Genomic DNA, 14,224 nt, shown 5'->3' with positions numbered 1-14,224 from the left:
GCCACAATCTGCGCATTCAGCCAGGCACGCAAGGGTGCGGCATGTTCGAGCATCTCGGCCTGGCCGTTCAACCGCGCACCGCTTCGGCCACGGCCGTCTTGATCCGCGCGGCCAGGTCGTCGACGAGTTGCTGGCACAGCGCGATCCCGGCCGCACCGTCCTGCTCTTGCCGGCACTCGGACAAGCGTGCCTCGTCGATCGGGATCCGCTTGGCGAATCCACGAGTGGTGCTGACCTCGATGTACGCGCCGGTCTCACCGGGCCCGTCGGCTCCCAGCCGCATCTTCACAGGAGTGTCCCACGGGACGTCGGCCGTCTGCATCGCCGCGTTGCCGAAGTTGGACGCGCTCGTGTTGAACGGGCTGCTGATCATCAATGCCCCTCCTTCCTCGAATGCTCGGCGATCTCGCAGTGTGGCACCGTTCGGCGAAACCACCACCTCGCTCGGTGTGTCCGACGTTCCAATCTACATTGCAGGACCGCCCGCATCCCCGTCAGCACGCCACCTGGACAAGTGCCGGAGCCGTCTCGATCTCATCGCAGTTCGGCGCTTCGGCGTCCTCACTCACTGCGATACAAAAGCCAGAGTCGTCGCTATCGGTATGATCTATCCAATTGCTCATGCGATAAGCGCTTATGCCGTTGTGCCTGGTCAGGCGCGGTTTCCTTGCAGCCGATCGTAGCCGGACACCACATCAACGTGGGGGCCGTGTTCCGTTCGGCCGCCGCGCTGGGCGTCGACGCGGTGCTCGTCTCGCCCGACTGCGCCGATCCGCTCTACCGACGTTCGGTGCGGGTGTCGATGGGAACGGTGTTCCAGGTGCCGTGGACGCGCTTCGAGCGCTGGCCCGCCGGCCTCGACGCCCTCACCGACGCGGGATACGTCGTCGCGGGGATGACGCTGGGGGAGGGCGCGATCACCCTCGACGAGCTCGTCGCCGAGGATCACCCGAAGCTCGCCCTCGTGTTCGGCACCGAGGGGCACGGCATCACGCCCCGCGTCGACCGCCGTCTCGACCGGCGCGTCACGATTCCGATGATGGGCGGCGTCGACTCGCTGAACGTGGCCGCCGCCTCCGCCGTCACCTTCTACGCCACGCGCTGAGCGGGGCGGCATCTCCGGCGCAGGGAGCGACTCGGCGGGAACCGTTGCGCGATCGCGTCGTTCAACGAATGGCTTCGCGGAGCGAGCGCAGGTGCTCCCGGGCGAGGGATGCGGCAGCGGCGGCGTCCTGTGCCTCGATTGCCGTGACGATCACCGCGTGCGCGTCCTGGTCGCGCGGGTCGCCGTAGTCGCCGCGGATGCGCAGCATCGCGATCATGGCCTCGCGGATCCGCGGCACGAAGCGGTCGAACATCTCGAGCAGCACCGAGTTGTGGGCGGCCACGATGACCGCACGGTGGAATCCGGCGTCGGCGTCGACGTGGGCCTCGATGCCCGAGGCGGTGTCGCGCTCGGACAGGGTGCGTCGCATCGCGCGCAGATCCGCCGCGGTGCGACGTTCAGCCGCGAGGAACGCCGCCTCCGCCTCGATGGCGGTGCGGGCCTCGATGACCTCGACGATGTCGGCGCGGCGGAGCAGCCCCTCCCAGTCTTCGACGACGTCGAGCGCGGCGACGAACACCCCCGCGCCCTGACGCGTGGTGAGCACCCCCTGACCCGCGAGACGGCGGATCGCTTCGCGCACCGTCGACCGTCCGACGCCGAGCTGCGGACCGAGGGTGTGCTCGCCCGGCAGCTTCGAGCCGAGCGCCCACTCACCGGCGCGCACGCGCTCCAGGAGCATGTCCGCGGCCTGCTCGGCCAGGGAGGTGCGCACGATCTGGACCATGGATCCCTACCTGTCTACTTGTCTGAGAAGTCGTGTACAGTGTATCCCATGACCGCACGGCTCCTCCTTCGCCGCCGCAGCAGGCCTTAGCCCGACCGGCACCCCTGCTGCGGAGCACCTCCGTCTGCCGTCACCACGCCGCCGCACCCGGCCGCGCTCGAGTTCCTCCGGGGGAGGAGCGGGCGCCGATCCGCCGTGCCGCGACTCCGAGAGGACCCCATGCCCGCCATGACGACCCCGCGCACCCAGAGCCGACTGCAGCTCTGGACGCTCACCGCCACCCACGTCGCGAACGACTTCTACACCGGAGCCGTCGCCGCCCTGCTGCCGTTCTTCGTGCTGCACGCCCAGTACAGCTACGCCGCCGTCGCGGGGATCACGCTCGCGGCGACCGCGCTGTCGAGCGTCGCACAACCCGTCTTCGGCTACCTCAGCGACCGCTTCCAGCTGCGCTGGATGACCCTCGCGGGCCTGCTCGCCGCCGGCGCGGGCATCGCCGTCAGCGGGCTCGTCGCAGGCTCCTATCCGCTGGTGTGGATCGCCGTGGCGATCTCGGGCATCGGCGTCGCCGCCTACCACCCGTCCGCCACGGTCGAAGCCCGCGAGGCCGGGCGCGGCACGAGCCGGGCGATGAGCCTGTTCTCGGTCGGCGGCAACGTCGGCGTGGCACTGGCTCCCGCGGGCGTGATCCTGGCCGTCGGCTGGTTCGGCCTCTCCGGCACAGCGCTGCTCATCGTGCCGGCTCTCGTGCTGGGCCTCGTCTACGCGGCGGTCTCGTGGCGTCGCCTGTTCACCCGCCCCGCGGCGACGTCCGCGGCGACGGTCTCCGAGCACACGACCCCGCGGCAGTCCGACGACTGGGGCGCTTTCGGACGCTTGACCGTGGTGCTCGCCATGTGGTCGGTCGCGTACGTGGGCACCTCCACCTTCGTGTCGCTGTACTCCATCGAGCGTTTCGATGTCAGCACCGCCTTCGCCTCGATCGCCCTCTCGGTGTTTCCCGCAGCCGGAGCCGCGGGCACCCTCATCGGCGGCTGGCTGGCCGACCGCTTCGGCCGCCTGCGCGTGGTGCGGGCGGGCTACCTGATCGCCGCCGTCGCGGTCGCTGCGATCGTGCTCGCCCCAAGCGCAGCCGTGGTCGTCGCCGCCACCGCGGTGCTGGGAGTGGCGCTGTTCCTGCCGTTCGCGGCGCAGATCACCCTCTCGCACTCCTACCTCCCGAACCGCATCGGCATCGCGAGCGGGGTGACGCTGGGCCTCACGCTGTCGCTCGGCGGTGTCGTGAGCCCGCTGCTCGGCAGGATCGCCGACGCCTCGGATGTGCGGCTCGTCTTCGTCATCATGGCGGCGCTGCTCGTCGTCGGATTCGGCCTCTCCTTCGCGCTGCGCGAGCGCCGGCCGGATCCGCAGCCGGTGGCCGAGACGACGAGCGAAGTGCCCGCCGAGGCCTGATCCGCGCTCTCCGCGCTCCCAGCTCCGCCACTGGGAGCGCGGATAGTCTGGGGGCTCGCAATCGCACAGCCGTTGCGAAATGCAGTCGCTCAGCCACCCTTGATCTGGAGGTCGTTCTTGCTCCGGAGGCTTCCTGGACCGCGGTTCGCCGAGCGCGAGGCGCTGCGTCTCGTCGCACCGGCACGACTGTCACGGCTGGTCTGCCGGGGGAGTCGGGGGAGCCAGGGCTGCCGGGTCGGCCGGGGGAGTCGCGCGTGATCGTCGGAGGCCGCAGGCGGGCGCTCTGGTTCGCGTTCTTCTGGATCGCGGTGGGCGTGGGATCGTACGTGCTCGGCGTGCAGCTGGAACTGGGGCAGCGGGCCGAGGACACGGTGCTGGACGCTGCGGAGTTCACCACGAGCCCGCCTCCGCCGCTGAATCTGGTCTCGATCCCGTCGGTGGCGATCGCGCTCGGTGCGGTGGCGCTGATCGCGCTGTTCGCGCACGGGATCAGGCGGGCGATCGTCGTCGCGGTGGTGCCGGTGCTGGCGATCGTGTCGTCGCAGCTGCTGAAGCAGGTCTGGTTGACGCGGCCGCAGCTGTTCGACCTCGATGTACCGAATACGTTCCCGAGCGGACATATGACCGTGTTCACCGTGGTGACCGCGGCGCTCGTCTGGGCGGTGCCGTCTGCGATTCGCGGTTTCGTGACGGTCGCGGGAGCGGTGCTGCTCTCGGCGGTCGGCTGGCAGCTGCTGGCCTACGGCTGGCACCGTCCGAGCGACGTGCTGGGCGGGATCGCGCTGGGCACGGCGGCGTTCGCCCTGGCGTGCCTGATCCGCCCGGTGTCTTCACGGGGGAGCGTGGTGCTCGGCCGCACGCTCGCCGTGGGCCTGGTGCTGGTGGGCTGGATCATGGTGGGCGCGGCGCTCGTGCTCGGCGCGGTCGCCGCCTGGAACGGCAATCCGGCGACCCTGCTGAGCGCCGGTCAGTTCGGCTGCATCGGCGCCGCAACACTCGCGTCACGAACCCTGCTCCTGCTCAGCGCCCCGCGCAGCTGACATAACGCACGGCGGCTGCGCGTCAGGCTCATTCGGTGCGGATCAGCGCGGTGCGGATCAAGATCAATCCAGATCGATTCATCGCGGATCCAAGTCGAAGCTGCCTCCCAACGTCGCCCAGGCGCGCACCCCGCGATCCGCACCTCAATCACCCAGCAATCAGCCCCGCACCCCAAAAACCGCAACCCAAAAACCCGCAACCCAACCCTCGCCTCAAGCCCCCTAATTTCCAGCTTGATTATCATGCACGAGGGCGCCCACGCCCAGTGCATGATAATCAATATTATGTCAGTTTACGGGGACGCGTGCTGTCCTCGCACGCCTCGCACCGCACCCCCGCACCCGTACCATTGGGTCTCGGATGTGCCGTCGACTCGGCACCGTTCCCACCCAGGAGGTTTCGCGTGTCGCACGCCGTTTCCGTTTCGTCACCCGGTGCAGCGCCGGCGCCACGCGCGCTGGCGCCTGATCTTGCGCGCGGCTGGATGCTGCTGCTCATCGCGGTGGCGAACGTGTCGGCGTATCTGTGGGGTCACGAGGTGCCGTCGTATACGGTGCACCCGGTTGACGGCACTGCGCTGGATCGGGTGCTCGGCGCGCTGACGATCCTGTTCGTCGACGCGCGCGTGTACCCGATGTTCGCGTTTCTCTTCGGGTACGGCATGGTGCAGTTCGCTCGGGCCCGTGAGGCGCGGGGCGTGCCGCAGCTTGCGGTGCGGCGCATGTTCTGGCGGCGGCACTGGTGGCTGCTGGCGTTCGGTTTCGTGCACGCGGCGCTGCTGTTCGCGGGCGACATTCTCGGCGCGTACGGTTTGACGGGTCTCGCACTCACGGCCGCGCTGTTCTGGCACTCCGACCGTGTACTGAAGTTCACGGTGTGGGCGATGCTCGGGCTCATCGCCTTCGGGGCGCTTTCGATGCTCGGGCTGGCGCTGCTGATGAGCGCGCTGCTGCCGCCGGAATCGCAGGCGCTGATGACGGGCACCGGTTTCGGCAGCACCGCCGACCTGCTGAACGGCGTGGAGAGCTACGGCTGGGCGATGCTCGCACGGATCGGCATGTGGCTGGTGTCGACGCCGGCGACGGTGCTGTCACTGCTGGTGCCGCTGTGCGCGCTGCTCGGCTGGCTGGCGGGTCGGCACCGCTGGCTCGAGGTTTCGGGATCGCGCATCAGCCTGGGCTCGGTGGCGTTGTGGGGGGTCCTCGTGAGCCTGCTCGGTGCGGCGCCGATCGCGCTGGCCTATCTCGGTCTGCTGCCCGGGCTGGAGTCGATCGCGTGGGCGGTGGCGCTGCTCGGTCAGATCGCGGGCGCTGCGGGCGGCGTGGCGTATGCGGCGCTCTTCGGCATGCTCGGTCTGCGCCTGCAGGGCCGGGCGGGGCCGGTGTCGCGGGCGGTGGCGGCGGTGGGCAAGCGTTCGCTGAGCAGTTATCTGCTGCAGTCGGTGGTGTTCGCTCCCCTGCTCGCGGCGTGGGGTTTCGGTCTGGGTTCGCGGATCGGCACGGCCGCGGCGTTCGGGATCGCGCTGGCGGCCTGGTTGCTCTCGCTGCTGCTCGCGGTGCTGTTGGAGCGACGAGGCGCTCGCGGCCCTGCGGAGGTGCTGCTGCGGCGGCTCACCTATGCGCGGCTCGACGCCGCGCCCTCCCCTCCTGCTCCCCCGGCTCCCCCGGCATCGGCACAGGAACTGCGGCTTCCCCGATGAACCCGGTACTCTGACGGCAGTGGCACCTCTCGGGAAAGACGAAGCGATGTACGTGAAGATCTGCGGCCTGCGCGATGCGCGAATGGCGGCGCACGCGATCGCGGCGGGCGCCGATGCGCTGGGCGTGGTCATGAGTCCGCGCAGCCCGCGACACGCCACGCCGGCTCAAGCCGCCGAGGTGGTCGCCGCGGCGCGCGATGCGGATCGCATGGTCGACGTGGCGCTCGTGGTGAACCGCATGAGCGCGACGACCGCCGCCGAGACGGCGAGCGAGCTCGGCTTCGACGTGCTGCAGCTGCACGGCGCCTACGAAGCCGACGATTTCGCCGCCGCACGCGAGATCCTGCCTCGGATCTGGCGTGCGACCTCGCTGTCCCGCCATCCGGGACTGCGAGCCGGCGAGTTCGGCGAGGAGCGCCTCCTCGTCGACGGCGCCTCCCCCGGCTCGGGCGAGGCCTGGGATCTGTCGCTCATCGACGGCGCGCAGCTCGGCGACCGCTGGCTGCTGGCCGGCGGCCTGCATCCCGGCAATGTCGCGGAGGCCGTCGCGTCGGTGCATCCCGGCGGAGTGGACGTCTCGAGCGGGATCGAGCGGGCGCCCGGCGAGAAGGATCCCGAGCTCATCACGCGCTTCATCCGGGCCGCGCGCGCATGAGTGCGCTTCGGCCGAGAGGCGCCGCCCCCGAGCCCCCTCCGCTCCCCACGCCGGAGCGCACAGACTTTCGAGCCGACACGCACGAGCTCCACGTCTTCCGCTGGCGCAGACCCGGTGCGCCGCGCGTGCTGCTGGTGCACGGCATCGGCATGGGGCACAGCGTGTACGACCGCTTCCTCGCCGAGATCCGCACCACCTGCGAGGCGATCGCCATCGACCTGCCCGGTTTCGCCGACTGCCCCGAGCCCGCCGATCCGCTCTCGATGCCCGCGACCGCCGATCTCGTCGCCGCCGCCTTGCGCGAGCAGCATGCGGCGCCGCTGATCGCCGTGGGCCACTCGATGGGTGCGCAGATCGTGGCCGAGCTCGCGGCCCGGCACCCCGAGCTCGTAAAGCGCGTCGTGCTCATCGCGCCGTCCGTGAACCCGGCCGAGCGCTCGCTGCCGAAGCAGGCGTTCCGCATGGTGCAGGATCTCGCAGAGGGCGAGCCGTTCTCGGTCGTGACCCGCGCCACGAAGACCTACCTCCAGGCAGGCCCGATCTGGTTCATGCGGAAGCTCCGCCAGATGCTCGCGCACCGCGTCGAGCGCTGCCTGCCCCGCATCTCGCAGCCGGCGCTCGTCCTCCGCGGCACGCAGGATCGCGTCTGCCCGCGAGGCTGGGCCGTGCGGATCACGGGCCTGCTCCCCCGCGGCGAGATGCGGCAGATTCCGGATCGCGGCCACGAGGCCCTCATCAGCTCGGGGCAGCCGGTGGCGCAGCTCGTGCTCGACTGGATCGGCGCCGACAGCGCCGACAGCGCCCGTCAGATGGCCGGCGACGCGACCGATCTGGCGTTTCCCACGCAGACGTTGTAACCTAAGCGTTATCTTTTGCCGCGGCACCGGCCGCCCCATACGACTCTCCCGAAAGCCCGAATGACAGACGCCCCCGATCTCAGCGAGCCCCGCGGCTCCGTCGGCTCCGGCTACCCGTCGCGCAGATCGCTGAGAGCGCAGCAGGCCGCGACGCAGCACGAGGCACCGTCGACCGAGACGGGGTCGGTGCGCCTCCCGCTCGTCGAGCACGTGCCCGCAGCCCAGCCGCCGACGGCCACCGCTCCCCCGCCCCCTGTGCCGATGCGGCGCCGCATCGCCGCAGCCGCGGCGGCGGCGAGCGTCTGCGGTCTCGTGCTCACCGTGTCGCTCCCTCTCGTCTCGCCCACCGATGCGGGTTCGCCCGCCGGAGGCGTCGTACTCGGCCAGGAGCTGTTCTCCGAGGTGTCGCTCGACGAGCTGCCCACCTCGTTCAGCGAGATCAGCGCCTCCGTCTCCGATGACGGCTCGCCCTCGACCTTCACGTTCCGGCCGCAGGCGCTCGTCAACTACCCCTTCACCTCGGGCGTCACCCTCACCGACGGCTTCGGATATCGCACGGCCCCCGTCGAGCAGTTCCATGACGCGCAGGACTTCGCCGCCTCCGCAGGCACCCCCATTCAGGTCATCGCCGACGGCAAGGTCGTCGAGGCGGGCTTCGCGAGCGACGGCTGCGGTTTCGGTCTCAAGGTCGAGCACGAGCTCGCCGGCACCACGGCCACGAGCCGCTACTGCCACATGGAGACGGAGTCGCACTCGTATCGCGTCGGCGACGTCGTGTCGATGGGCGACCGGGCCGGATCGGTGGGCAACACGGGCATGTCGTTCGGCCCGCACCTGCACCTCGCGATCAGGGTCGACGACCAGCCCGTCGATCCGATGCCCTTCTTCGCGAAGTACACGCGCATGGACCGCCCGAAGGACGCACCGAGCGGATCCTGACCGGCGCCGGCGAGTCCCCGGTGCGGCGTGCCTCCTCACCCGCGTAGCCGAGCCCTGACGCAGCGCGGCTCCTCCCCCGCTTCAGACGGCTCCTGACCGGCGTCAGCCGAATCCTGAGCCAGGCCAGCCGAGCACGACCCGCCGTCTCAGGCGGCGGTGCCGGCTTCGCCGGTCGCCCGCACCCAGGCCGCGAGCTTTTCGGAGGCCTTGCCGGAGTCGATGGTGTCGGCCGCGACCCGCAGCTTCTCGTCGAGCCGCTCGAGCAGCGGACGCTCGGCCGACTCCGGCGATTTCGCCAGGTCGAAGGCCACGAGGCCCGCCGCGGCGTTGAGCAGCACGATGTCACGCACCGGGCCGGGCTCCCCCGCGAGCACTCGGTGCACGATCTTCGCGTTCTCGTCGGGCGTGCCGCCGAGCAGATCCTCGATCGAGGCGCGGGCGATCCCGAGGTCGCGCGGGTCGATGTCGTGCTCGGTGAGTCCGCCACGAGTGACCTCCCAGAGACGGGAGTGACCGGTGGTGGTGAGCTCGTCGAGGCCGTCATCGCCGCGGAAGACGAGCGCCGACGCGCCGCGGATGCGGAACACGCCCGCGATGAGCGGTGCGGCTGCGGGATCGGCGACGCCGACCGCGGACGCCTCCGGGCGCACCGGGTTGCAGAGCGGTCCGAGGAAGTTGAACACGGTGGGGATGCCGAGGTCGGAGCGCACCGGCGCGACGTGCCGAAACCCGGGCAGGAAGCGCGCGGCGTGCACGAAGGCGATCCCCGCCTGCTCGAACACCTCTGCCAGCTGCGCGGCGTCGAGCGAGAGCCCGATGCCCAGCGCGGTGAGCACGTCCGAGGAGCCGGACTTGCTGCTCGCGGCCTTGTTCCCGTGCTTCACGACGGGCGCGCCCGCGGCTGCGGCGGTGATGGAGGCCATCGTCGACACGTTGACGGTGCCGAAGCGGTCGCCGCCGGTACCCACGATGTCGAGCGACATGGCAGGCAGCGAGATGGGCGCAGCCTCGGCGAGGATGGCATCCCGGAAGCCCACGATCTCGTCGACCGTGACCCCTTTCCCCCTCAGGGCCACGAGGAACGCCCCCATCTGCGCCCCGGAGGCCTCGCCCGTCATGAAGCCGGACATCGCCCACTCCGCCTGCGAGACACTGAGACCGTCGCCCTCGAGGAGCGTCGTGAGCACGGTCGGCCAGGTGCGTTCGTCGATCATGGAGCAATCCTATCGGCGGTCGCGCCACCGCTCCCCCGGTTCCCGACGCGCCGCTGTCCGCAGCCGATCCGCCGGCCTCCTCGCCGCACGGGGCAACGATCGTAGCAGAGAACGCCGAGTTCATCTGATGAAGAACGACCTCGGAATGAACGCCGCACCCCCTCCAGCACGGTAGGCTGATCAGGAAACTCGCAGAAAGTTCGGCGCGCCGGGACCGAGTGAAAACGCACACCAAACTTTCAGCCATAATGGAGGGGTGACAACGACCACTATGAATACCAAGTCAGCCGTGCCCTCGGTGAAGCGACCCAATATCGTCGCCGTGGGCACGATCGTGTGGCTCGGCAGCGAGGTCATGTTCTTCGCGGGCCTCTTCGCCATCTACTTCACGCTGCGCGCGATGAACCCGGAGCTGTGGGCCGAGAAGACCGCGCTGCACAACTTCCCCTTCGCGCTGGTCAACACCCTGATCCTGGTGGCCTCGTCCTTCACCGCGCAGGCCGGCGTGTTCGCAGCGGAGCGCATGCAGCCCCGCGCGACGGGCGCCAGCCCGAAGAAGTGGGGCACGGTCGAGTGGTTCTTCCTCACCTTCTTCATGGGCGCGATCTTCGTCTCGGGCCAGGTGTGGGAGTACGCCACCTTCGTGTCCGAGGGCATCACGCTCAGCTCGGATCCCTACGGCTCGGCCTTCTACATGACCACCGGCTTCCACGGCATCCACGTGGCGCTCGGCCTCGTCGCCTTCCTGCTGGTCATCGGCCGCATCTACGCCGTCAAGAACTTCACGCACAAGGAGGAGACCACCGCGGTCGTCGTGTCCTACTACTGGCACTTCGTCGACATCGTGTGGATCATCCTCTTCATCGTCATCTACGTCCTCAAGTAGGGGTCAGGAGTAATCGAGAACATGGCTCGCGCCAAGAAAAACGTTCGCAAGTCCGGCCGTCGGCATCCGCTTGCCACCGCCGCTCTCGTTGCGGTCGGCCTGCTCGTGACCGGCGCCGCGTACACCGGCTTCAGCCAGACCTCCGCGACCGCCGAGATCGACCTCGAGTCCCCCGCCACCATCGAGGCGGGCGAGAAGCTGTTCGGCGCCAACTGCGCCACCTGCCACGGGGCCAACGCCCAGGGCACCGATGACGGCCCCTCGCTGATCGGCGCGGGCGCCGCGTCGGTCAACTTCCAGGTCGGCACCGGCCGTATGCCGCTCGCCTTCCAGGGCCCGCAGGGCATGGTCAAGCCGCAGCAGTTCACCGAGGAGCAGACCCTGCAGATGGCGGCCTACGTCGCCTCGCTCGCCCCCGGGCCGGGCCTCCCCGACAGCCGCTACATCCAGGCCGACAGCGACGACGAGGGCATCGCCCGCGGCGGCCAGCTGTTCCGCATCAACTGCGCCATGTGCCACAACGTGGCAGCGGCCGGCGGTGCGCTCACGCAGGGCAAGTTCGCCCCGAAGCTGACCGGCGTTCCCGCGACGCACATCTACGAGGCCATGGTCACCGGCCCGCAGAACATGCCCGTCTTCAGCGATGCGAACATCTCGCCGCAGGAGAAGGCCGACATCATCTCGTACCTGAAGTACATCGAGAACCAGCCCGCCGTCGGCGGTCTGACCCTCGGGTCGATCGGCCCCGTGGCCGAGGGCCTCTTCATCTGGGTGATCGGTCTGGGCGCGATCGTCGGCCTCACCGTCTGGGTCACCGCCAAGTCGAACTAGTTCGACGGCGCACATAGAGTTCATGAGTCAGGAGTCAAGGAGCAACATGGCAGAGGAAGCGAAGAACAACGGCGGCACCGACGCCGTTGTCGCCGCCCAGGGCCACAGCTCGGTCGAAGCTGCGGCAGGCACCGCGGTCGTCGTAGCCGATGCTGTGCAGAATCCGGGCCTTCCCCCGCACCGGAAGCGCGTCACGGATCTCGATCCGAAGAAGGAGAAGCGCGCCGAGCGCATCGTCTACACGCTCTTCTACATCTCGATCGCGGGCAGCCTCGGCGCCGTCCTCGCCTACATGTTCTTCCCGATCGAAACGGGCGAGATGATGGCGATCCGGCTGCACACCATGTTCGTGGGCCTCGGCATGGCTCTCGCACTGCTCGCCGTCGGCGTCGGCGCGGTCCACTGGGGCAAGGCCATCATGGCCGACCACGAGTCGATCGATGTGCGTCACCCCGTGCCCAGCGACGAGCCGACCCGTGAGGCTTCGGCCGAGGTCTTCCGCCTCGCCGACGAGGAGTCGGGCTTCTCCCGTCGCTCGCTCGTGCGCAACAGCCTCATCGGTGCGCTCATCGCGTTCCCGCTCCCCGGCATCACCCTCCTCCGCAGCCTCGCTCCGCAGGATCGCGATCCCGTGCAGCTGCTGAAGCACACCATGTGGGACAAGGGCGTCCGTCTCGCCCGCGACCCCTCCGGCGTGCCGATCAAGGCCAGCGAGGTCACCATCGGCTCCGCGTTCCACGTGATCCCGGAGACGCTCAACCACGAGGACTTCCACAACCTCAGCCTCGACGAGCGCGGCGGCAGCGAGACGCTGCTCGACGCGAAGGCCAAGGCGATCGTGCTGCTGATGCGTCTCGACCAGTCCGAGCTCAAGGAGCTCCCGGAGCGCGAGAACTGGTCGTACGACGGCATCATCGCCTACTCGAAGGTCTGCACGCACGTGGGCTGCCCGGTGGCGCTCTACGAGCAGCACACCCACCACCTGCTCTGCCCTTGCCACCAGTCGCAGTTCGACGTCTCGGAGCACGCGAAGGTCGTCTTCGGCCCGGCCAAGCGCCCGCTGCCCCAGCTTCCGATCACCGTCGACGACGAGGGCTACCTCGTCGCGCAGAGCGATTTCCATGAACCTGTCGGCCCGAGCTTCTGGGAGCGCCTCAAGTGAGCAGCACCGTTACTGAATCCCCCGCGCAGAGCGGTTCCAGCCGCTTCACCGCCGCCGCAGCGAACTACATCGACGAGCGCACCAAGATCGGCGTCGCCGTCAAGGAGTTCGGCCGCAAGGTCTTCCCGGACCACTGGTCGTTCCTGCTCGGCGAGGTCGCCCTCTACAGCTTCATCGTGATCCTGCTGTCGGGCACCTTCCTCACCCTGTTCTTCCAGGCCACCATGGTCGAGACCCACTACACCGGCCCCTACGTGCCCATGAAGGGCGTCGAGATGTCGGCCGCTATGGCGTCGACCCTCGACATCTCCTTCTCGGTGCGCGGCGGCCTCCTCATGCGTCACGTGCACCACTGGGCCGCGCTGCTGTTCGTCGCGTCCATCGGCCTGCACATGCTCCGCATCTTCTTCACCGGCGCGTTCCGCAAGCCGCGCGAACTCAACTGGGTCATCGGCTTCGTGCTCTTCGTGCTCGCGATGGCCGAGGGCTTCACCGGTTACTCGCTCCCCGACGACGTGCTCTCGGGCAACGGTCTCCGCATCATCGACGGCATCATCAAGGCCATCCCGGTGATCGGCACCTACCTGTCGTACTTCTTCTTCGGCGGCGAGTTCCCCGGCACCGACATCGTCGGCCGCCTCTACATGCTGCACATCATGGTGCTCCCGGCGATGGTCATCCTGTTCGTCGCGCTGCACCTCGCGTTCGTGGTCATCCACAAGCACACGCAGTACCCCGGGCCGGGCAAGACCCAGCAGAACGTGGTCGGCTTCCCCGTGCTCCCCGTGTACGCGGCCAAGGCCGGCGGCTTCTTCTTCATCGTGTTCGGCGTGATCGTGCTGATCGCCTCGTTCGTCGGCATCAACCCGATCTGGAACTACGGCCCCTACGATCCCTCCCCCGTGTCGGCGGGCACCCAGCCCGACTGGTACATTGGCTTCGCCGATGGCATGCTCCGTCTCGTACCTCCGGGGCTCGAAACCGAGTGGTTCGGCTACACCTGGTCGTGGAACATGCTGCTTCCGCTGATCATCATCGGTCTCTTCCTGGTGATCGTCGCCGCCTACCCCTTCATCGAAGCGTGGGTCACGGGCGACAAGCGCGAGCACCACATCCTGGACCGCCCGCGCAACGCCCCCACCCGCACCGCGATCGGTGCCGCCGGCGTGGTCTTCTACGCGGTGATGTGGGCCGGCGCCAGCTCGGACCTCATGGCGACCCACTTCCAGCTCTCGATGGAGGGTGTGATCCACGCGCTCCAGGCGCTGCTGATCCTCGGCCCGATCTTCGCCTACGTGGTGACGAAGCGCATCTGCCTCGGCCTGCAGAAGAAGGATCGTGCGATCGCTCTGCACGGCTACGAGTCGGGACGCATCGTGCGTCTGCCCGGTGGCGAGTACATCGAGGTGCACAAGCCCGTCACGGATTACGAGCGCTGGCAGCTGGTCAGCTACCACGACTACGCGCCGCTCATGCTCCGCCCCAACGACGACGGCCGTATCCCGTTCTCGAAGCGCCTCCGTGCCGGCTTCAGCCGCTGGTTCTTCGAAGACCGCATCGTGCCGCCCACCCAGGGCGAGCTGGAGCAGGGCCACCACGACGGCCACTGATCCGCTCCTTTGACGCGTGAGGCCCCGCAGGTTCATTCCTGCGGGG

13 protein-coding genes and 1 pseudogene are annotated in these 14,224 nt (G+C 69.2%); 11 read left to right on the top strand and 3 right to left on the bottom strand.

All coding sequences use genetic code 11. From position 1 onward, the window contains the following. Positions 1-67: 67 nt before the first annotated feature. Positions 68-373 carry a hypothetical protein gene (locus H629_RS0102800; protein ID WP_009881334.1) on the bottom strand — a complete coding sequence of 102 codons (306 nt, stop codon included), beginning with the start codon at positions 371-373 and terminating at the stop codon, positions 68-70. Between the two features lie 318 nt (positions 374-691). Between H629_RS0102800 and H629_RS0102795 the strand changes: the two are divergent. Further along, positions 692-1,105, top strand: a pseudogene (locus tag H629_RS0102795) (TrmH family RNA methyltransferase); the annotation flags it as partial. A 61-nt stretch (positions 1,106-1,166) separates the two neighbouring features. Here H629_RS0102795 and H629_RS0102790 read toward each other — a convergent pair. Continuing rightward, entirely contained in the window at positions 1,167-1,832 is a 666-nt protein-coding gene (locus H629_RS0102790) for a FadR/GntR family transcriptional regulator (RefSeq protein WP_024355837.1), read from the bottom strand. 219 nt (positions 1,833-2,051) lie between these two features. Between H629_RS0102790 and H629_RS0102785 the strand changes: the two genes are divergently transcribed. The 6 genes from H629_RS0102785 to H629_RS0102760 all read left to right on the top strand — a co-directional run bounded on the left by H629_RS0102785 (position 2,052) and on the right by H629_RS0102760 (position 8,475). Beyond that, positions 2,052-3,284 (top strand): MFS transporter, encoded by a 1,233-nt coding sequence (locus H629_RS0102785; RefSeq protein WP_024355836.1) that lies wholly within the window; start codon positions 2,052-2,054, stop codon positions 3,282-3,284. A 254-nt stretch (positions 3,285-3,538) separates the two neighbouring features. Continuing rightward, positions 3,539-4,324, top strand: coding sequence for a phosphatase PAP2 family protein (locus tag H629_RS0102780; protein WP_024355835.1), 786 nt, complete (start codon positions 3,539-3,541; stop codon positions 4,322-4,324). Between the two features lie 404 nt (positions 4,325-4,728). Further along, the gene (locus H629_RS0102775) at positions 4,729-6,024 is read left to right on the top strand and encodes a DUF418 domain-containing protein (protein ID WP_024355834.1); all 1,296 of its coding nucleotides are present in this window, start codon (positions 4,729-4,731) and stop codon (positions 6,022-6,024) included. 19 nt (positions 6,025-6,043) lie between these two features. After that, positions 6,044-6,679, top strand: coding sequence for a phosphoribosylanthranilate isomerase (locus tag H629_RS0102770; protein WP_240471002.1), 636 nt, complete (start codon positions 6,044-6,046; stop codon positions 6,677-6,679). After that, complete coding sequence (locus tag H629_RS0102765; RefSeq protein ID WP_084705327.1) at positions 6,676-7,536, top strand: alpha/beta fold hydrolase; 861 nt, start codon at positions 6,676-6,678, stop codon at positions 7,534-7,536. The genes H629_RS0102770 and H629_RS0102765 overlap by 4 nt, the downstream gene beginning before the upstream one ends. 60 nt (positions 7,537-7,596) lie before the next feature. Then, the gene (locus H629_RS0102760) at positions 7,597-8,475 is read left to right on the top strand and encodes a M23 family metallopeptidase (RefSeq protein WP_024355831.1); all 879 of its coding nucleotides are present in this window, start codon (positions 7,597-7,599) and stop codon (positions 8,473-8,475) included. A 146-nt stretch (positions 8,476-8,621) separates the two neighbouring features. Here the strand turns inward: H629_RS0102760 and trpD are convergent, their stop codons facing one another. Next, positions 8,622-9,689, bottom strand: a complete 1,068-nt coding sequence (gene trpD, locus H629_RS0102755) for an anthranilate phosphoribosyltransferase (protein ID WP_024355830.1) — start codon at positions 9,687-9,689, stop codon at positions 8,622-8,624. Positions 9,690-9,960: 271 nt separating this feature from the next. On the opposite strand from trpD, the gene ctaE reads away from it, so the two are divergent. Genes ctaE through qcrB form a run of 4 tightly spaced genes read left to right on the top strand, consistent with a single transcriptional unit; the run spans position 9,961 to position 14,178 of the window. Continuing rightward, positions 9,961-10,575 (top strand): aa3-type cytochrome oxidase subunit III, encoded by a 615-nt coding sequence (ctaE, locus tag H629_RS0102750; RefSeq protein WP_024355829.1) that lies wholly within the window; start codon positions 9,961-9,963, stop codon positions 10,573-10,575. A gap of 21 nt (positions 10,576-10,596) precedes the next feature. Continuing rightward, a complete protein-coding gene (gene qcrC / locus H629_RS0102745; RefSeq protein WP_024355828.1) occupies positions 10,597-11,406 on the top strand; it encodes a cytochrome bc1 complex diheme cytochrome c subunit in 810 nt (269 codons plus the stop codon). A gap of 46 nt (positions 11,407-11,452) precedes the next feature. Beyond that, positions 11,453-12,568, top strand: a complete 1,116-nt coding sequence (qcrA, locus tag H629_RS0102740; RefSeq protein ID WP_024355827.1) for a cytochrome bc1 complex Rieske iron-sulfur subunit — start codon at positions 11,453-11,455, stop codon at positions 12,566-12,568. Next, positions 12,565-14,178, top strand: a complete 1,614-nt coding sequence (gene qcrB / locus H629_RS0102735) for a cytochrome bc1 complex cytochrome b subunit (protein WP_024355826.1) — start codon at positions 12,565-12,567, stop codon at positions 14,176-14,178. Before qcrA ends, qcrB begins: the two co-directional genes overlap by 4 nt. Positions 14,179-14,224 lie beyond the last annotated feature (46 nt).

It is taken from the genome of Leucobacter chironomi DSM 19883 (genome assembly GCF_000421845.1).
GTDB lineage: Bacteria > Actinomycetota > Actinomycetes > Actinomycetales > Microbacteriaceae > Leucobacter > Leucobacter chironomi.
This window is presented reverse-complemented; position numbering and strand designations above follow the sequence as displayed.